We start from the raw sequence: 16,595 nt of genomic DNA, 5'->3' as shown, positions 1-16,595 counted from the left end.
CCCGCCGCGTCCGGCACGGGGCCGGGCGGGGCGGGCGGTACGGCACGGCTGCACCGTGGGCCACGGCTACGGCTACGGCTACGGCTACGGCTACGGCTACGGCTACGTGCTGACTCCGGCGGCGCCGCCCGCGTACTCGGTGTCGTCGGTGTACTCGTCGCCCGCCGTCTCCCCGGCGTACCGCGCGCACGCGTCCGTCAGCGTCTCCAGCAGCGTCAGCGGATCGGGCAGCGGATGCTCCGGCCCCCGTACCCAGGACACCGCGTGATCACCCGGGAGTCGGGCGGGCGGTACGAGCACATAGCTGCCCCGGCAGTGCCAGCGCAGCCCCGGGTGCTCGTCCATGGTCTCCGGGCGGCAGTCCAGCTCACAGGGCCACCACTCGTCCTCGTCCTCGGGGGTGCCCCGGGTCGCGGTGAAGAAGAGCGCCCGGCCCTCGTCGCCCTCGCCGGAGGACTCGGCGACCGGGCCGACCTCGATGCCCTGCTCCAGCAGGCGTTCCAGCGCGTCCCGCCCGGCGTCCAGCGGCACATCGAGCACGTCGTGGGCCATGCCGGTCGCGGTGATGAAGTTGGCGTGCGGCTGGCCCGGGACGCCGGCGGCCCAGCGCAGGATCTGCGCCCGGTCGGTGGTGGACTGCGTCTGCCAGGCGAAGGAGACGGGGTGCCTGCCCGGGATCGGACAGCCGATGCGCTCGCAGGAGCACCGGTACGCGACGGGGTACGCGGCGGGCGCCAGCGGCATGCCCGCCTCGGCGACGGCGAGCAGCATCTGTTCGCGGCGGAGGTCGTCTGCGGCGGTGTCCTTGGGGCGCCTGCGCAGCCATCGGGGCAGGTGCCGTTCCCAGGTCGGCCTCTCCTCGGTACCGCCGTCGTACCGGCCTTTACCGTCGCCCATCTATCCCCTCACAGCTCACGCTCGCCCCACGTGGTCTCTACCATCGTCCCACCATCCTGCTCCGTGGGTGGCCACCCTTCCCAACCGGGGGTGGAGGCTCACGCTCCGTTTCCCTGCCCGGCCCCCTGCCCGGCCCCGCTCACGAGGAGTCCCGGCGGCTGCGGAGGTCGCTGTCGCGGGCTCGGGCGCGGGCTCAGTCGCGGGGCGCGAGGCCGTTCAGGGCGTAGTCGACCAGGGTGTCCGCGTAGGCGTGGGTCAGCGGCAGCGTACGCAGCAGCCAGCGGTGGGTGAGCGGCCCGACAAAGAGTTCGACGGCTGTACGGAGGTCGATGCCCGGCCGGATCTCACCCGCCGCCTGGGCGGAGCGCAGCCGTCCGATGTAGAGCTGGAGCGGCGGCTCCAGCAGCTTCTCCACGAAACGCGCGCCGAGGTCGGCGTCGACGATGCCCTCGGCGGCCAGGGCGCGGGTGGGCCGCTCGTGGACGGGGTCGTTCATCTCGTCCACGGTGGCGCGCAGCACCAGCCGCAGGTCGGCGGCCAGGTCGCCGGTGTCGGGGAAGACGTGCTCGCCGTCGGCCGCCTGGTCGGCCAGGTCGAGGAACGCCTCCATCAGCACGGCGGCCTTCGAGGGCCACCAGCGGTAGATCGTCTGCTTGCCGACACCGGCACGGGCGGCGATGCCCTCGATGGTGGTCCGGGCGTACCCGGTCTCGGAGACGAGCGCGAGGGCAGCGTCGTAGATGGCCCTCCGGGAGCGTTCGCTGCGGCGGCGGGAATCGGGGGTCCTGGTCTCGTTCACGGCAGTCAATCTAGCAACGGTCGACCCGATACGTATCGTCTCTTCGGGCCGCGCCTCCTGGCCGCTCTCAGGGGCCTCTCCCACGGGCCGTTCTCAGGGGCCTGTCCCAGGGGTCGGCCCTCGGCCCGCCCGGCGCCCGCCCGGCTGTCCGGCCGAACGCCCGCGCGGCCCCGACCGCCGGCGCCCGCATTCCGGTCCCGTGATTCTCCTGTCCGGTGTGTTGGCCCGGGACCCTCCGGGCCTCACCATGGCTCCACGCACGCAGACCGCGTGCTCGCTGTCGCAGCAGTCGCAGTCGTAGGTGAGGGGAGCTCTCCTTGCGCTCATCGCTTCGTGACTCGTCGCCGCGTCGCTATCTGATGTGCCCACCCGCGCACTTCAGAGTGACGTACTCCATCAACCCATGGATGGATCCGGCGAAACCCGTCGACCTGCCCCTGGCCATCACCCAGTGGGAGGACCTGCGGGACCGCTACCGCTCGCTCGGCCACACCGTCGAGCTGCTCGAACCCCGTCCCGAACTCCCCGACATGGTCTTCGCCGCCAACGGCGCGACCGTGGTGGACGGCCGGGTGCTGCTCGCCCGTTTCGCCCACCGGGAACGGGAGGGCGAGGCCGCCGCCCATCTCGACTGGTTCCGCTCGCACGGCTGGACCAGGGTCCATGAACCGCTGCACATCAACGAGGGCGAGGGGGACTTCGCCGTCACCTCGTCGTACGTCCTGGCCGGGCGGGGCTTCCGGTCGAGCCCGCTCTCGCACGGCGAGGCGCAGGAGTTCTTCGGCCGCCCGGTGATCGGACTCGACCTGGTGGACCCGCGCTACTACCACCTCGACACCGCCCTGTGCGTCCTGGACGACGCGGCGGACGACGTCATGTACTACCCGGGCGCCTTCTCACCGGGCAGCCGCGCGGCCCTCGCGCGGCTCTTCCCGGACGCGCTGGTCGCGCGGGAACCGGACGCGGCGGCCCTGGGCCTCAACGCGGTGAGCGACGGCCGCCATGTGCTGCTGCCGCAGGCTGCGCTGGGTCTGTACGAACCCCTGCGGGACCGGGGGTACGAGCCGATCGGCATGGACCTCGGCGAGCTGCTGAAGGGGGGCGGGAGCGTGAAGTGCTGTACGCAGGAGCTGCGGCTGTGAGCCGGTGACGACGGAGGGCCGGGGGTGCCGGGCACCCGCTGCGGGACCGGGTGCCGGGTACCCGGTCCCGGGTAGGCGCCGGGCGCCGTGCACCTCGCCGGCCCGACGGGGACCGTCCGCTCCGCCGGGGGCGGACGGTCTCTGCCTCAGTCCCGGTTCTCGTCCTGGTCCTCGTACGGGGGCCAGGGGTCGCCCCATTCCGCGTCGCGGGCCCCCTTGTACAGGGGCCCCTGCCGCTTGGTCACGGTGGTGCGGGAGAGGGTCCCGTCCGATGAGCAGAGGTCGAGGAGGACCAGACCCTTGCGGATCTGCGGCTTCCGGGTGACCCGGGCGGGGGCCGGTCGGACCGGGAAGCGGGTGGCGACGACATAGCTGAACTTCTCGTCCTCGTACGCCAGCGAACCGCCCTTCACCTGCCGGTGCAGCGAGGACCTGCTGACCCGGGCGGCGAAGTGGCACCAGTCGGAACCGGGGACGATGGGGCAGTCCGCGCTGTGCGGGCAGGGCGCGGCGATCGTCATCCCGGCGGCGATCAGCCGCTCGCGGGCCTCGATGATCCGCTGATAGCCGTCCGGGGTACCGGGTTCCACGACGACCACGGCCCGGGCGGCCCGCGCGGCCTCGGTGACCACGGCGACCCGGTCGGCGGGGGTCAGCTCCTTGAGCACATAGGACACCGTGACGAGATCGCTGCTCTCGATCCGGAGCGACGCACTGATACGAGAGCGCTCCCACCGGGCCGCGCTCAGCGCGGGCACCCCGGAGGCCGCCGCCAGCTCCCGGCCGAGGGCGAGCGCGGGCTCGGCCCAGTCCAGGACGGTGGTCGCGGGCACGGGCCCCGCCCCCGCCGCCACGGGCTCGTCCTCCCAGGCCTCGGCCACGGCCCAGCTCGCGGCGCCCGTACCCCCGCCGATGTCGGTGTGGGTCACCGGCACCCAGTCGGGCGCGGCGTCCCGCAGCGCGGCCAGCGCGGCCCGTACCGCCTCGAAGGTCGCGGGCATCCGGTACGCGGCGTAGGCGGCGACATCGGAACGGTCCCGGAGCACCGGCGCGTCGGTCGGGGTCGTCCCCCGGTAGTTGGCGATCAGCCGCTCGACGGCCTGGGCGGCCTGGGTCGGCGGCAGCCCGTCGAGCAGGCCGGCGAGGGCGGCACGCAGCGACGCGGCAGTGGGCAGGGTGGAAGGCACTGACCGATTCTAGGTCGCGCACCAGAGCGGAAAGTACCGCCCGAAACCGGACGGCCGGGACCGGGCCGTGCCCGCCCGTCCCACTCCGACCTGCGGGAACATCGGACCCCGCCGTACGGGATCGCTTCCCGGGGAGCGAACTGCGGGCCACCGCAGGGGCATTGCTACGCTGCCGAGGGGGTCGCGGGTCGCGCACGGACAGGACGGAAGGTGAGCACGGCCTTCCCGGCGGTGGGTGCGGTCCACAGCCGCAGTCACCGGCGCTCGCACGGCCACCCCCGCACTACCGCCGTCCGTACCACCGGCCGTCCGTACCACCGGCCACCCGTACTACCGGCCGTTCGTACCACCGGCCACCCGTACGCCCGCCACGCCGGCGGCCGGAGCCGACCCGCTGCCGGCCCACCGGCGCCGACGACCCGAGGGGCCCATGAGACAGCGGCGCGTCACGCGCACGGTCCTGGCGGCCGGTGCCGCAGTCCTCGCGCTGTTGCTGCTGTGGACGCTGGCCGGCGGCGACGGATTCGGCGGGGGCTCCGGCGGCGGGGCGGGTACCGGTGGCGACGGCGGTGGGGGCCAGGGCCAGGAGGACCGGCGGCCCGGCGCGGCGGGCACCGGGACCGGAACCGGCACCGCCGCCCCGGTCGACCGGCCGGTCCCGCCTCCCTCGTACGCCCCGGCGCCTCGCTGGGAGATCAGCGATCTCTCCCCGGAGTACGCCGTGGCCCGGACCACCGGCCGGATCGCCCATCTGGCCCGGATACCGGGCGGGGACGGCGACCGGTTCCGGGTCCGGACCCATGACACCGCCACCGGCCGCCCGTCCTGGAGCGGCCCGGCCCTCCGCCCCGCCGGCGTCCCCGAGGGGGGTGCCGACGACGCGGCCGCCGTCCCCTTCCCCCGGCTGCTGCCGGTCACCAGGGACGGACGCGAGTACTTCGTGGTCTGGTCCTTCGGCCGCACGACCCCGGCCGACGGCACGGACGACCGTATGGGCGACGCCCCGGCCGCGGGAGCGGATGGCGCGGACGGAGCTGATCGAGCTGACGGAGCTGATGGAGCTGATGGCACCGACGGGGTCGGGCTCGCGGCGGGCACCTCGGTCGTCCTGGAGCTGTACGACGCCGCCGACGGCAGCCGCCGGCGGGTCGAACTGCCCTGGCCCGGCGCCCCCACCGTGTCCGGCGACGGCCCCGGCGTCCTGATCGCCGACGGCGGCACCCGCAACGCGGTGGTCGACCCGGCGACCGGCGAGGTCTCGGAGGTACGGGGGAAGGCCCTCGGCCACCCCCGGGGCTGCGCGGGCTGCCGCCGCCTGACCGAGGTGCGCGGGCTCACCGAGCGCGGCCTGCTGGTCGGCGGCGAGTCCGGCTTCTGGGTACGGGGCGGCTGGTACAGCGCGACGGTGGCCCCGCCCGGCACCGCGCCCTCCTCGGGGGTGCCGGTCTCCGTGCTTCCCGGCCATCTGCTGGCCAAGTGGCGCCCGGCGCGGGGACGTCAGGACGCCCGTACCCATGAGATCTGGGCGGTGCACGACACCCGCTCCGGCCGGGTGCTGGCCACCGCCCGCTGCCACCGGCCGGAGATCGACCCGGGCGACCGGCCCAGAGCAGTGCTCTCGCCCCGGAGCGGCTATCTCGTCTCGGGTCAGCTCGCCTTCGACCTGGGGCGGAAGAAGGGGTACTGCTTCGACCAGGCCGACGGGGCGCCACCGCTGGTGCTGACGTCGGTGACGGACGACGGCACCGCGTACGGCGCCCTCAACGCCCGGGACGCGGCGGATGCCCTCGCGGGCGGCGGCACCCCCGTCGAACTCGCCGTCGCCCAGGGCTCCGGCCCCCGCCCCCTGCCCCCGCACATCCGTCTCCCGGCGGCGGAGGTCTCCGGTCTGGCCCTCCTGACCTGGACTGACGCCCGCGACCACACCCACCTGACGGCCCACCCCCGTACGGGCGCCCCACCCGGCAACCGCACCACCGACCGCACCGGGGGCCGCACCGGGGGCCTCACTGGGGGCCTCACCGGGGGCCGTGCCACCGACCGGCTCGGGGTCTCCTCGAACACGGGGGACACGGGGGACGCCGGAGGCTAGTCCGCCGCCCGCCACGGGCGGCAGAGCACCACCAGGCACCCCACCGCCAGCAGCCCGCAGACGAGTTGCACCACGGCCATCGGCACGGCCGTCCCCTCCCCCGCGACCCCGACCAGCGGGGACACCAGAGCGCCGGTCAGGAACGACGACGTACCGATCAGCGCCGACGCCGACCCGGCGGCGTGCGGGGTCCGGCCCAGCGCGCGGGCGGTGATGTTGGGCATCACCAGACCCATGGCCGCCATCAGGACGAACAGCCCGGCGGCGACCCCCGCCAGCCCCGGGTCTCCGAACACCCCGGAGGTCATCAGGACCAGCGCGAGCCCGGCCAGGGTGAGGACGCCGAGCCCCACGGCGAGGACGGCGTCCAGATGGACCCGGCCCACCAGCACCCGGCCGTTGAGCTGCCCCACCGCGATCAGCCCGATCGAGTTGACGGCGAAGAGCAGGCTGAAGGTCTGCGCCGACCCGCCGTAGATGTCCTGCACCACGAACGGCGAGGCCGCGATGTACGCGAAGAGCGCGGCGAAGGCGAACCCGCCGACCAGGACATAGCCGCTGAAGACACGGTCGGCGAGCAGCCCGCGCATGGTCCGCAGCGCCGCGCCGACCCCGCCGGAGTGCCGGCGCTCCGGCGGCAGGGTCTCCGGCAGCCAGCGCACCACGACCAGCGTGAGCAGCACGCCGACCACGGTCAGGACGACGAAGACGCCCCGCCAGTCGGTGACCCTCAGCACCTGCGCCCCGATCACGGGCGCGATGACGGGTGCGACCCCGGAGATCAGCATCAGCGTGGAGAAGAAGCGGGCCATCTCCTCGCCGTCGTACAGATCCCGGACCACCGCCCGCGCGATGACGATGCCGGCCGCGCCCGCCAGGCCCTGGAGCAGCCGCAGGCCGATGAGGAACCCGGCGGTGGGGGCCATGGCGCACAGAGCGGTGGCGACGATGTAGACCACCATCCCGACGAGCAGCGGGCGCCGTCGCCCCCACTTGTCGCTCATCGGCCCGACGACCAGCTGTCCCAGGGCCATGCCGGCGAGGCAGGCGGTCAGGGTGAGCTGGACGGTGGCGGCGGAGGCGGAGAGGGAGTCGGTGACGGCGGGCAGCGCCGGCAGATACATGTCCATGGAGAGCGGCGGGAGTGCGGTGAGCCCGCCGAGGACCAGGGTGACCAGGATCCCGGCCCGCCGGGCGGCGGCGACGGACGGGGTCGTCACCGCTGGGGCGAGGGGCGGCCGGAGGTCCGGCCCGGGGGCGTCGGCCACCGGTGGCCCGGCCGTACCGGTGGCGCCGGGGCCACCGCCGGATCGGTGTCCGCCGGATCTGTGTCCGCCTATGTGTGCTTCTCCGCTGTTTCCGTCTCCGCCGGCTCGGTCGCCGCCCATTCAGCTCTCCATATCGTTGAATCCTTTCCTATGCTCTCAGCTCCCCGGATCGGGCCGGGCGGAATTTCCGCTCGGTACAGCCGCGCTCGGGCGGCCTCCGTGCCTGTCGGCTCCGGCGGTGGTGACGGCGCGCGGACGGGTCCGCGCCGCCGGCTCGTGGCCACGAACATGCCCCGCATCGGGGCGGGTTAAGCGATCAGTCGTACTGGGATCACCAGTTCGAGTGGTTCCGTGTCAACCCCCCTGCCGCCACGGCCGGTCCGCGTGGCACTCTGACCCGTATGGACCAGCACTCCACGATCGACCCGATCTGGGACACCGTAGACCGAATCCACACCTGGCTCGACGACCACTCGACGCGCCCCCGCGAGGAGGAGATCCTCCTCCGCGTCCTCAAGCTCTCCGAAGAAGTCGGCGAGGTGGCGGGCGCCGTCGTCGGCGCCACCGGCCAGAATCCCCGCAAGGGCCACACCCATGAGTGGACCGACGTGGAAGCCGAGCTGTGCGATGTGATCCTGACCGCGATGGTGGCCCTCCGGTCGCTGACCCCGGCCGCGGCCCATGTCCTGGAGGACCGGGTGGGGGTGGTGGCCGAGCGCGCGGCCCTGGTGTGAGGGGGCCGGTCCCCCGGCGGGCGCCCGGCCTTCCCCGCCGGCGGGCGCCCCGCGTCCCCCCGGGCATCCGGCGCCCCCGCGACTCCCGCGACTCCCACGACTCCCGCGACTCCCACGACTCCCGCGCCGGGTGAGGCAAAACGGCTTGCCCGTCCGGCACCCTGCCCGCAGGCTGCCTGCATGCACACCACGCACCACATGATCCCGGTATCCGGTGGCGACACCGTCTGGGCCGAGGACTCCGGGGGCGACGCCCCGCCGGTCGTCCTGCTGCACCCCGGTGTCGGGGACTCCCGCATCTGGGATCCGCTGGTGGAGCGGCTCGCCCCGCACCACCGGATCATCCGCTACGACGTCCGGGGATACGGCCGTTCCCCCGCACCCACCGCGCCGTACACCCTGCTCGGGGATCTCCTCGCCGTCCTGGACCACTTCGCCCTCGACCGGGTTCCGCTGGTCGGTTGCAGCATGGGCGGCGGGGCGGCGCTGGGGCTCGCCCTGCTCGCACCGGAGCGGGTCCGGTCGCTGGTGCTCGTCACCCCGGGCGTGGGGGGCTACCCCTGGCCGGACGAGCCCGAGGTGGACGCCGAGTACGAGCGGCTGATGGCCGCCCGGGACATCGACGGGCTGACCGCGTTCGGCCTCCGGGAGTGGGCGCGTTCCGGGGCCGACGAGCGGGCCGTGGAGCAGCTGCGCTCGGCGGCGACGGCCTGGCCGGGCGAGGAGGAGCACGAGGAGGCGGACCCACCGGTCTTCGACCGCCTCGGCGAGATCACCGTGCCGGCGGTCGTTCTCCTCGGCGAGCTGGACCGCCCGCCCCTGGTTACCTGCAACGAGGAGCTGGCGGCGCGGCTCCCGGACTGCCGGCTCGTCCGGATGCCCGGTGTGGACCACCTGGCTCCGCTCCGGGTCCCCGATCTGATCGCCGGGACGGTCCTGGCCCACTGCGGCTGATCCCCGCAGCCCCCGTCGCCCCGAAGCCCGGAACGTCCCGGTGGTGAGGACATGGGCCGGTGGCCCACGCTCCGCGGAGAGCGTGGGCCACCGGTGTCAGGGTGGTGCGGTGCCTCAGAGGATGCTCAGGCCGTACTGGGTCAGCGGCCGCAGGACGGGCTCGTAGAAGGTGGTGCCGCCGACGGTGCAGTTGCCGGAGCCGCCGGAGAGCAGACCGTGACCGGTGTTGCCGCTGAAGAGCGGGCCACCGCTGTCACCGGGCTGGGCGCAGACGTTGGTCTGGATCAGACCGTAGACCAGCTGGCCGCCGCCGTAGTTGACGGTGGCGTTGAGGCCGGTCACCCGGCCGTTGCGGTAGCCGGTGGTGCTGCCGGTGCGCTCCACGAACTGGCCGATGCCCGGGGTCGTGGCGTTGACGATGTCACGGTAGGTGCCGTTGTAGAGGTAGACACGGCCGTCCGCGTTGGCCGGGTTGGAGTGCTGGATGACACCGTGGTCCGCGCCGGGGAAGACCGAGGCGACACGGGTGGCGTTGCCGCCGGCGAAGGTCCAGACCGCGCCGATGTTGGTGCAGTGGCCGGCCGTCAGGGCGTAGTAGCCGCCACCACCGGTGACGTTGAAGCCGAGGGAGCATCGGGCGCCGCCCGTGTAGATGGCCTCTCCACCGGCGACCATCTTGCTGAACTTGCCGTTGGTCCGCTTGATCTGGAGCGAACCGGCCTCGGCGCCGGCCTGCTTCTTGATCTTCGCGATCTCGGCGGCCGAGACCGTGGTGTCGACGGTGACGACGACCTTGCCCGACTTGGCGTCGGTGTACCAGGCCGTACCGCCGATGTTGGCGTCGAGTACGGCGTCGCTCGCCTTCGCGAGCTGGGCCGTGCTGGGCTTCGCCGCCGAGTCTGCGGCCACCGCGGTGGGTGCGGCGAGCGCGGAGACAGCCGCCAGGCTCACGCCGACGGCGATCACACGGGCGCGCTTGGCGACGGAGATCTTGTTGATCTTCACTCATCCTCCGGGAATCCGTGGCCCGTTCGGTGTCGGGCCTTCGCATACGCCTCCGGCAACCCCATGGACAATGCGGCAGTCATGGGCCTGTCAATCGGCGTGGTACGGATCCTCAACCGCGCTCCCCCACCGGTACAGCGCGGCTTTAGGCCGCACTACGCGCGTCATGGTGGCGAGGTGACCCCATGGCGCGAAGTGGCTCTTGCTCGAACCTCCGCACGAAACGGAGCGACGGCACCAGGGGAGCCCGCGCCCTTGAAATGGACGATCGACGTCCGGATTCCGCCCCCGGACCCGTCTCCGGCGTCGGACCCGGGGTCACGACGCCGCCGGGCGGCCCCGATCTTCGGCCGTTCCGCGCCCGCGTGGCTGATCGACGCGTACTTGACAGACCATCAGAGATAACGCCGGAGTAACATCCCGGCGGGCGATGTTGGGGCGGAGGGAAAACGCTTCACCATATTCCGCTACCGGACATCTGGCTGTGGGGACCACGGACCCCGACCCGCCCGGAGCGGGCGGCCGGACCGGGCCCCGGCCCGGAGGCGGGATGCGCGCCGGTCGGGCGCAAGTGCGGAATCCTTCTATCCAGTTCCACTGGGCTCTGCCGTTTTGCGCCGTATATCCGCTTGTTCGCCGGAACGGCGTGACCGGTTCTGCATCTCCCAGGGGAATGTGCCAGGGGAGAAGGCGGGTCGGCCGACTCCACCATCGGCCCAGCGCTCCCGAAGGCCGCCCTCATCACTGGAACGTGCGGGCGGGCCGCCGGGTTCACCCCGGCCCTGCCGTCGGAGGGGCCGTTCCGTCAGTGCGCAGACGACCCGGAGCGGGCCCGGCCGACTCGATGTCCGTGATCATCCGCTGCCCTTCTTCCCGCGCGCCCTGTCCAGTGTGTCGGCGGTGGTTGCGCCTGGACAAGAAACGTTCCGCGCCACTGCGGGAAGCGGCGTTCCTGCGGGAACGGAGGGAAAGGGAAACGGTTCACGCGGGATCCACTCGGGGTGTCGATATTTCGTGTTCCCCTCGGGGCGGCTGACGGAACTGGGGTTCTTCTCTCATCGACGAAACACCGATCAAAAGGATTCGCGACGGCCACCCCGAGAGGAACACGAGTCAACAGAGGGGAAATCGAGGGAAGTTGTCGGCCACACCGGCCCGAACCGGCCCCTGGACGGGTTCCGGTGCGGGCCGGATATCCGGTATCCGGATCGGTGTGCCGGTCGCCTGTTGTCGGTCGCCGGGCTCCGGTCGCCGGACTGCGGACTGCGGGCTCCGTGCTCCGGGAATCAGCGGGGGGACGCGGGGTGGGCGGGGGCGACGGCTTCCTCGGGTCCCGGGGCCGGATCGCTGCCCTCCTCGTCCATGTGCAGCTCCGGCGGGCGGCGCGTGAAGAAGCGGGTGGAGATCGCCAGCAGGACCAGTCCGGCGGTTATCCACAGGACGCCCACGATGAAGGTGTCCCCTGTCAGACTGGTCCACAGCCAGACGGTGCTGGCGAAGCCGAGCGCCGGGAGTACGCCGTTGACCAGCAGGAACCGGGCCCGCGACCGGTGAGCGCCGGTCTGGCGGCCCGCCCCGGCCAGATAGTGCTTGAGCACGCTCAGATTGACCATCGAGAAGGCGGCCAGCGCCCCGAAGTTGATCATTACGACGGCCTGGTCGAGGGTGAGGACGGTGGCGAGGAGGGCCACGGCGGAGACCGCGAGCAGCGCCCCCACAGGGGTGCCGAAGCGGGGGTGCAGCCGCCCGAAGACCCGGCGCGGCAGGAGCCCGTCCCGCCCCATGGAGAAGATGATGCGGGAGACGCTGGCCTGGGAGACCATCGCGGACCCGAAGCAGCCGAGGACGTAGACGGCGGTGAAGGCGCCGCTCAGCGCGGAGCCGCCGACGGTCCGCATCAGTTCGGCGCCCGCCGAGTCGGGGTCGGTGAAGGCGTTGTCGGGGCGGACGAGGGAGCCGATCCATGCCACCAGGATGAAGAGGCCGCCGCCGATGGCGGTGGTGAGGATGATGCCGAGCGGGATGGTCCGGCGGGGGTCGTGGGCCTCTTCGGCGAGGGTGGAGACGGCGTCGAAGCCGAGGAAGCTCAGCGCCAGGATGGCCGCGCCGCCGGCGAGCAGGGACCACTGCCCGGCTTCGGGGACGAAGGACTGGAGGGCGTCACCGGCGGGGACCTGCGAGTGGGTCGCGCCGAGGACGACGAAGGCGATGAGCAGCAGCCCGGTCGCGCCCATGATGACCGCGGTGATCCGGCTGACGAACTTGACCCCGAGGACGTTGAAGACGAGGACGGCCAGGAGCACGAGCACGCTCCAGACGGCCTGCGGCACCCCGGGGAACTGGGCGTGCAGATAGATCCCGGCCAGCAGGAAGGAGACCATCGGGAGGAAGAGGTAGTCCAGCATCAGGGCCCAGCCGGTCATGAAGCCGACATGCCCGCCGAACACCTTCTGTGAGTACTTGTACGCGGAGCCGGCGGCCGGGAAGCTGCGGACCATCCGTCCGTAACTGTGCGCGGTCAGCAGCATCACGGCGAGTGCCAGCACATAGGCGGCGGGGAGGTGCCCGTCGGTCTCGTCGTTGACGATCCCGTAGGTGGTGAAGACGGCGACGGGCGACATGTAGGTGAGGCCGAAGAGCACGACGGCGGGCAGCCGCAGCACGCGCTTCAGCTGCGGGGCGTTCTCCGCGCTGGCTCTGTGATTACTGGACACCGGCATGATTCCTCTCCGCGCCCGTCGGTGGGACGGGGTTCCGTCGATTCCCGAAGAGTGGCAAACCCGGGGGGTGTCCGACATACGTATCTGTACGTACGGGAGGTGGGCGGAATACGCGCCGTCCCGGCCGGTCGCGACACGGCGGCCGTGGGCACGGTCGATACGTAATCTTACGGAAGTCGGAAAAGGAGACGCATCGCTACGGTGTTCCTCGATCGTGCCGGGATCTCCCGTTGAGAGAGGACCACCACATATGTGGCCAGCAGGCTATAAGGCGGCTTTGGCGCTGACGGTCGACTTCGACGCCGAGGAATTGTGGCTCGCGGAGGACCCCGCGAACGCGGCCCGTCCCGGGGTGCTCTCCCAGGCCAGGTACGGGGCGGAGATCGGGGTTCCGCGGCTGCTCGACATGCTCGACCGGCTAGGGGTGCCGGCCACGTTCTTCGTCTGCGGCCGGGACGCCGAGAGGTATCCGTCGGTCATGGAGTCGGTGGCGGCCCGGGGTCATGAGATCGGCCATCACGGCCATACCCACCGCTCGCCGCATCTGATGACGCGGGAGGAGGAAGCGCAGGAGCTGGCCCGGGGGCTGGCGGTGCTCGGGGAGTTCACGGACCGGGTGGCGGGCTACCGGTCGCCGTCGTGGGACCTCAGTCCGCACACCCTGGATCTGCTGGTGGAGCACGGCTTCGGCTACTCCTCCAATCTGATGGACGCGGTCGTGCCGTATCGCCATCCGGGTCATGACCTGGTGGAGATCCCGGTGCACTGGACGCTGGACGACGCGCCCCACTTCTGGTTCGACGCCACCAGCTGGGACCGGACGATCCGGTCGGCGCGGGAGGTGGCCGAGGTGTGGGGCGAGGAGGCGTCGGCGATCCACGACATCGGGGGGCTGGTGACGCTCACGGTGCATCCGCAGCTCATCGGCCGGCCGGGGCGGCTGCGGATGCTGGAGGAGTTCCTGACGGGCGTGCGGGCGTACGACGGGGGCGGGGGCGGCGGGGTCTGGTTCGCGACCTGCGGTGAAGTGGCGGACACGGTCCGTCGCGCCCCCGCCGGAACCGGGGCCGGGTCCGGGGCCGGGTTCGCGGGAGCGCGGTCATGACCGGGCGTACCGCCGTGGTCACCGGCGCGGCGCGCGGGATCGGGCGGAGTGTCGCCCGGCGGCTGGTGCGGGAGGGGTGGCGGGTGCTGCTGAGCGATGTGGACCCGAGGGTGGAGGCGGTGGCCCGGGAGCTGGACACCAGTCCCGTCGGCGGCTCCGGTGACGGTGGCGGGGAGCCGCGGGCGGCCGGGGTGGTCGCCGACGTGTCGCGGGCCTGTGACGCGGCACGGCTGGCGGAGACGGCGGCCGAGCTGTTCGGCGGCGTGGACGCGCTGGTGGCGAACGCCGCCGTGGGCGGTCCCGACACCCCGTTGCTGGACACTCCGGAGACCGAGATACGGCGGGTGTTCGAGGTGAACTTCTTCGGCGTGCTCCACTGCGTGCAGGCCGTGCGGCCCCTGCTCGGCCGGGAGGGGTCGGTGGGCCGGATCGTGGTCGTCGGCTCGCTCTTCGCTCAGCGGCCCACACCGGGCGCCGGTGCGTACAGCGCCAGCAAGGCGGCGGTGCAGTCGCTGATGCGGACGCTGGCGGTGGAGCTGGCGCCGTCCTGCACGGTGAACGCGGTCGCGCCGGGCTATGTGATGACCGGGATGCACCGGGAGGAGCTGGCCGCGCGGGCCCGCCGCAGCGGGCGTTCCGTGGAGGAGGAGCGGGAGCGGGTGGTGGCCGAGGTGCCGCTGGCCCGCCACGGGGTCGGGGCGGATGTCGCCGACGCCGTCCACTATCTGTTGTCCGGTGCCGGTTATGTCACCGGGCAGACCCTCAATGTGAATGGAGGAGTGCTCACGTCATGAGTGCTGTCGTCGAGGCTCCGCGCCGGCTGGTGGTCAGTGGCGCCGGCTCCGGGATCGGGCGGGCCGCCGCCGCGCTGGCCCGCGAGCGCGGCTGGTCGGTGCTCGGGCTCGATCTCACCGGGGCGGAGGGGATCATCGCCTGTGACATCACGGACGAGGAATCGGTGCGCCGTGCGTTCGACCGGGTGGACGAGGCGTGGGGCGGGGCCGCTCCGGACGCGGTGGTGCACTGCGCCGGGGTCTACCGCTTCGGGCCCGCCGTAACGACGGGCGCCGCCGCGTGGGACGCGGTCCTGGCGGTCAACGCGCGCGGTTCGCTGCTGGTGGCGTCCGCCGCCGCCCGCCGGATGATCGACAGTGGCCGGGGCGGGAGCGTGACCCTGCTGTCGTCGATCGCCGCCGCGCGGGGCGACGCGGGCGAGCCGAGTGCCGCGTACAGCGCCAGCAAGGGGGCGGTGGAGGCGCTGACCCGGCAACTGGCGGTGGAGTGGGGCCCGTACGGCGTGCGGTGCAACGCGGTGGCGCCCGGGGTGATCGACACCCCGATGACGACGGTGTCCGGGGACCCGGAGGCGTTCGAGCAGGTGCTGCGGCGGATTCCGGCCCGCAGGCTCGGCACTGCGGAGGAGGTGGCGCGGGTATGTCTCTTCCTCGCGTCGGGGGAATCGGCGTATGTGAGCGGCACGGTGATCGCCGTGGACGGAGGGCAGAGCGCGTCATGAGTACGGCACCGCTGGTCATCAGGGCACACGGGGGGCCGCGGGAGCGCGGCCGGTACTACGGGGTGGCCGCCCGGGAGCGGATCCTGCTCTCCTTGGAGAACTACGAGCGGGTGTACGCGAAGTTCGCCGGATTCACCTGGGCCCAGGCCACCGCTCTCGCGGAGGACTTCGTTCCCGTCATAGCCGCCTGGCGGCCGGAGTATCTGGAGGAGATGGAGGGCATCGCCCTGGGCGCCGGGGTGGCCTTCGAGGATGTGCTGGCGCTGAATCTGCGGACGGAGATCCTGTTCTCGGGCAAGGCGCAGGCGATCGCGGAGGCGACGGGGGTGCGGACGCCCGCCGAGTGCACGGCGTTCTGCGATCTGCGGGGGCCGGAGCCGGTGGTGGGACAGAACTGGGACTGGATTCCGTTCTCCCACGACACGGTGGTGGTGCTGGAGGCGGTGCCGGACCGGGGTCCCCGGTGGGTGTCGGTGGTGGAGGCGGGGCTGCTGGCGAAGTTCGGGATGAACTCGTCCGGGGTGACGCTGCTGACCAACGCCCTGGTGACCTCGCACGACGTGGGAGCGCCCGGGATCCCGTACCACCTGATGCTGCGGGCGCTGCTGGAGTCGGAGTCGGTCGGGGCGGCCGAGGAGGTGCTGCGGAGTGCCGAGCGGGCGTCCTCGGCGAACTATCTGCTGGTGGGCGAGGGCCGGGGAGTCGACGCGGAGACGCGTCCCGGCGGCGCGGGCGACATCGCCTGGCAGCGGGTGGAGCGGGGCGGCCATCTCATCCACTGCAACCATTTCACCAGCGATCCGGCGGAGTTCGGTTCGTTCGCCACGGACACCGCGGATGTCACGGACGTCACGGACGTCACGGCCGTCACGGATCACGGCCCGCGGGTGATGCCGGACACCCTGTACCGGCGGGAACGGGCGCTGGCCCTGGCGGAGCTGATGCCCAGTCCGTCGGTGGCCGGGTGGCACGAGGTGCTCAGCGACCACGGCAACTTCCCGGACGCGATCTGCTGCCACCCCGACGAGAAGCAGCACGAGCTGGAGCAGGGGTCGACGGTGGCGAGTGTGGTGATGGAGCCCGAGCGGCGGATGATGCATCTGGTGCTGGGGCATCCGTGCGCGGTGCCCCGGGAGACGTACGACTACGCGGAGTTCTTCGCCGCCGCCTGACCGG

The 16,595-nt window shown here is 72.7% G+C and carries 14 protein-coding genes; 8 read left to right on the top strand and 6 right to left on the bottom strand.

From position 1 onward, the window contains the following. Positions 1-102: 102 nt before the first annotated feature. A complete protein-coding gene (locus SYYSPA8_RS06870; RefSeq protein ID WP_323446044.1) occupies positions 103-897 on the bottom strand; it encodes a bifunctional DNA primase/polymerase in 795 nt (264 codons plus the stop codon). Between the two features lie 193 nt (positions 898-1,090). Continuing rightward, positions 1,091-1,696 (bottom strand): TetR/AcrR family transcriptional regulator, encoded by a 606-nt coding sequence (locus SYYSPA8_RS06865; protein WP_323446043.1) that lies wholly within the window; start codon positions 1,694-1,696, stop codon positions 1,091-1,093. Positions 1,697-2,013: 317 nt separating this feature from the next. Between SYYSPA8_RS06865 and ddaH the strand changes: the two genes are divergently transcribed. Continuing rightward, the gene (gene ddaH / locus SYYSPA8_RS06860; protein ID WP_407705920.1) at positions 2,014-2,838 is read left to right on the top strand and encodes a dimethylargininase; all 825 of its coding nucleotides are present in this window, start codon (positions 2,014-2,016) and stop codon (positions 2,836-2,838) included. 146 nt (positions 2,839-2,984) lie between these two features. On the opposite strand, the gene SYYSPA8_RS06855 is transcribed toward ddaH, so the two are convergent. Next, the gene (locus SYYSPA8_RS06855; RefSeq protein WP_323446042.1) at positions 2,985-4,025 is read right to left on the bottom strand and encodes a small ribosomal subunit Rsm22 family protein; all 1,041 of its coding nucleotides are present in this window, start codon (positions 4,023-4,025) and stop codon (positions 2,985-2,987) included. A gap of 430 nt (positions 4,026-4,455) precedes the next feature. On the opposite strand from SYYSPA8_RS06855, the gene SYYSPA8_RS06850 reads away from it, so the two are divergent. Further along, positions 4,456-6,117, top strand: a complete 1,662-nt coding sequence (locus SYYSPA8_RS06850; RefSeq protein WP_323446041.1) for a hypothetical protein — start codon at positions 4,456-4,458, stop codon at positions 6,115-6,117. On the opposite strand, the gene SYYSPA8_RS06845 is transcribed toward SYYSPA8_RS06850, so the two are convergent. Continuing rightward, positions 6,114-7,505, bottom strand: coding sequence for a multidrug effflux MFS transporter (locus tag SYYSPA8_RS06845; RefSeq protein WP_407705919.1), 1,392 nt, complete (start codon positions 7,503-7,505; stop codon positions 6,114-6,116). The genes SYYSPA8_RS06850 and SYYSPA8_RS06845 overlap by 4 nt on opposite strands. Positions 7,506-7,786: 281 nt before the next feature. Between SYYSPA8_RS06845 and SYYSPA8_RS06840 the strand changes: the two genes are divergently transcribed. Beyond that, positions 7,787-8,119, top strand: a complete 333-nt coding sequence (locus SYYSPA8_RS06840; RefSeq protein WP_323446039.1) for a MazG-like family protein — start codon at positions 7,787-7,789, stop codon at positions 8,117-8,119. A 180-nt stretch (positions 8,120-8,299) separates the two neighbouring features. Further along, entirely contained in the window at positions 8,300-9,073 is a 774-nt protein-coding gene (locus SYYSPA8_RS06835; RefSeq protein ID WP_323446038.1) for an alpha/beta fold hydrolase, read from the top strand. Positions 9,074-9,187: 114 nt separating this feature from the next. On the opposite strand, the gene SYYSPA8_RS06830 is transcribed toward SYYSPA8_RS06835, so the two are convergent. Further along, on the bottom strand, positions 9,188-10,078 hold the full coding sequence (locus tag SYYSPA8_RS06830; protein WP_323446037.1) for a S1 family peptidase: 891 nt from the start codon (positions 10,076-10,078) through the stop codon (positions 9,188-9,190). Positions 10,079-11,364: 1,286 nt separating this feature from the next. After that, on the bottom strand, positions 11,365-12,792 hold the full coding sequence (locus SYYSPA8_RS06825) for an APC family permease (RefSeq protein ID WP_323446036.1): 1,428 nt from the start codon (positions 12,790-12,792) through the stop codon (positions 11,365-11,367). 283 nt (positions 12,793-13,075) lie between these two features. Between SYYSPA8_RS06825 and SYYSPA8_RS06820 the strand changes: the two genes are divergently transcribed. The 4 genes from SYYSPA8_RS06820 to SYYSPA8_RS06805 are packed head-to-tail and all read left to right on the top strand — an operon-like array spanning position 13,076 to position 16,591. Further along, entirely contained in the window at positions 13,076-13,903 is an 828-nt protein-coding gene (locus SYYSPA8_RS06820; RefSeq protein ID WP_323446035.1) for a polysaccharide deacetylase family protein, read from the top strand. Further along, positions 13,900-14,697, top strand: coding sequence for an SDR family NAD(P)-dependent oxidoreductase (locus tag SYYSPA8_RS06815; protein WP_323446034.1), 798 nt, complete (start codon positions 13,900-13,902; stop codon positions 14,695-14,697). Before SYYSPA8_RS06820 ends, SYYSPA8_RS06815 begins: the two co-directional genes overlap by 4 nt. Then, entirely contained in the window at positions 14,694-15,419 is a 726-nt protein-coding gene (locus tag SYYSPA8_RS06810) for an SDR family NAD(P)-dependent oxidoreductase (protein ID WP_323446033.1), read from the top strand. Before SYYSPA8_RS06815 ends, SYYSPA8_RS06810 begins: the two co-directional genes overlap by 4 nt. Continuing rightward, entirely contained in the window at positions 15,416-16,591 is a 1,176-nt protein-coding gene (locus SYYSPA8_RS06805; protein WP_323446032.1) for a C45 family peptidase, read from the top strand. The genes SYYSPA8_RS06810 and SYYSPA8_RS06805 overlap by 4 nt, the downstream gene beginning before the upstream one ends. Positions 16,592-16,595 lie beyond the last annotated feature (4 nt).

This window comes from Streptomyces yaizuensis, assembly GCF_034961445.1.
Taxonomy (GTDB): Bacteria; Actinomycetota; Actinomycetes; order Streptomycetales; family Streptomycetaceae; genus Streptomyces; species Streptomyces yaizuensis.
Note: the sequence above shows the minus strand (reverse complement) of the source record. Positions and strands in the feature narration are given on the sequence as shown.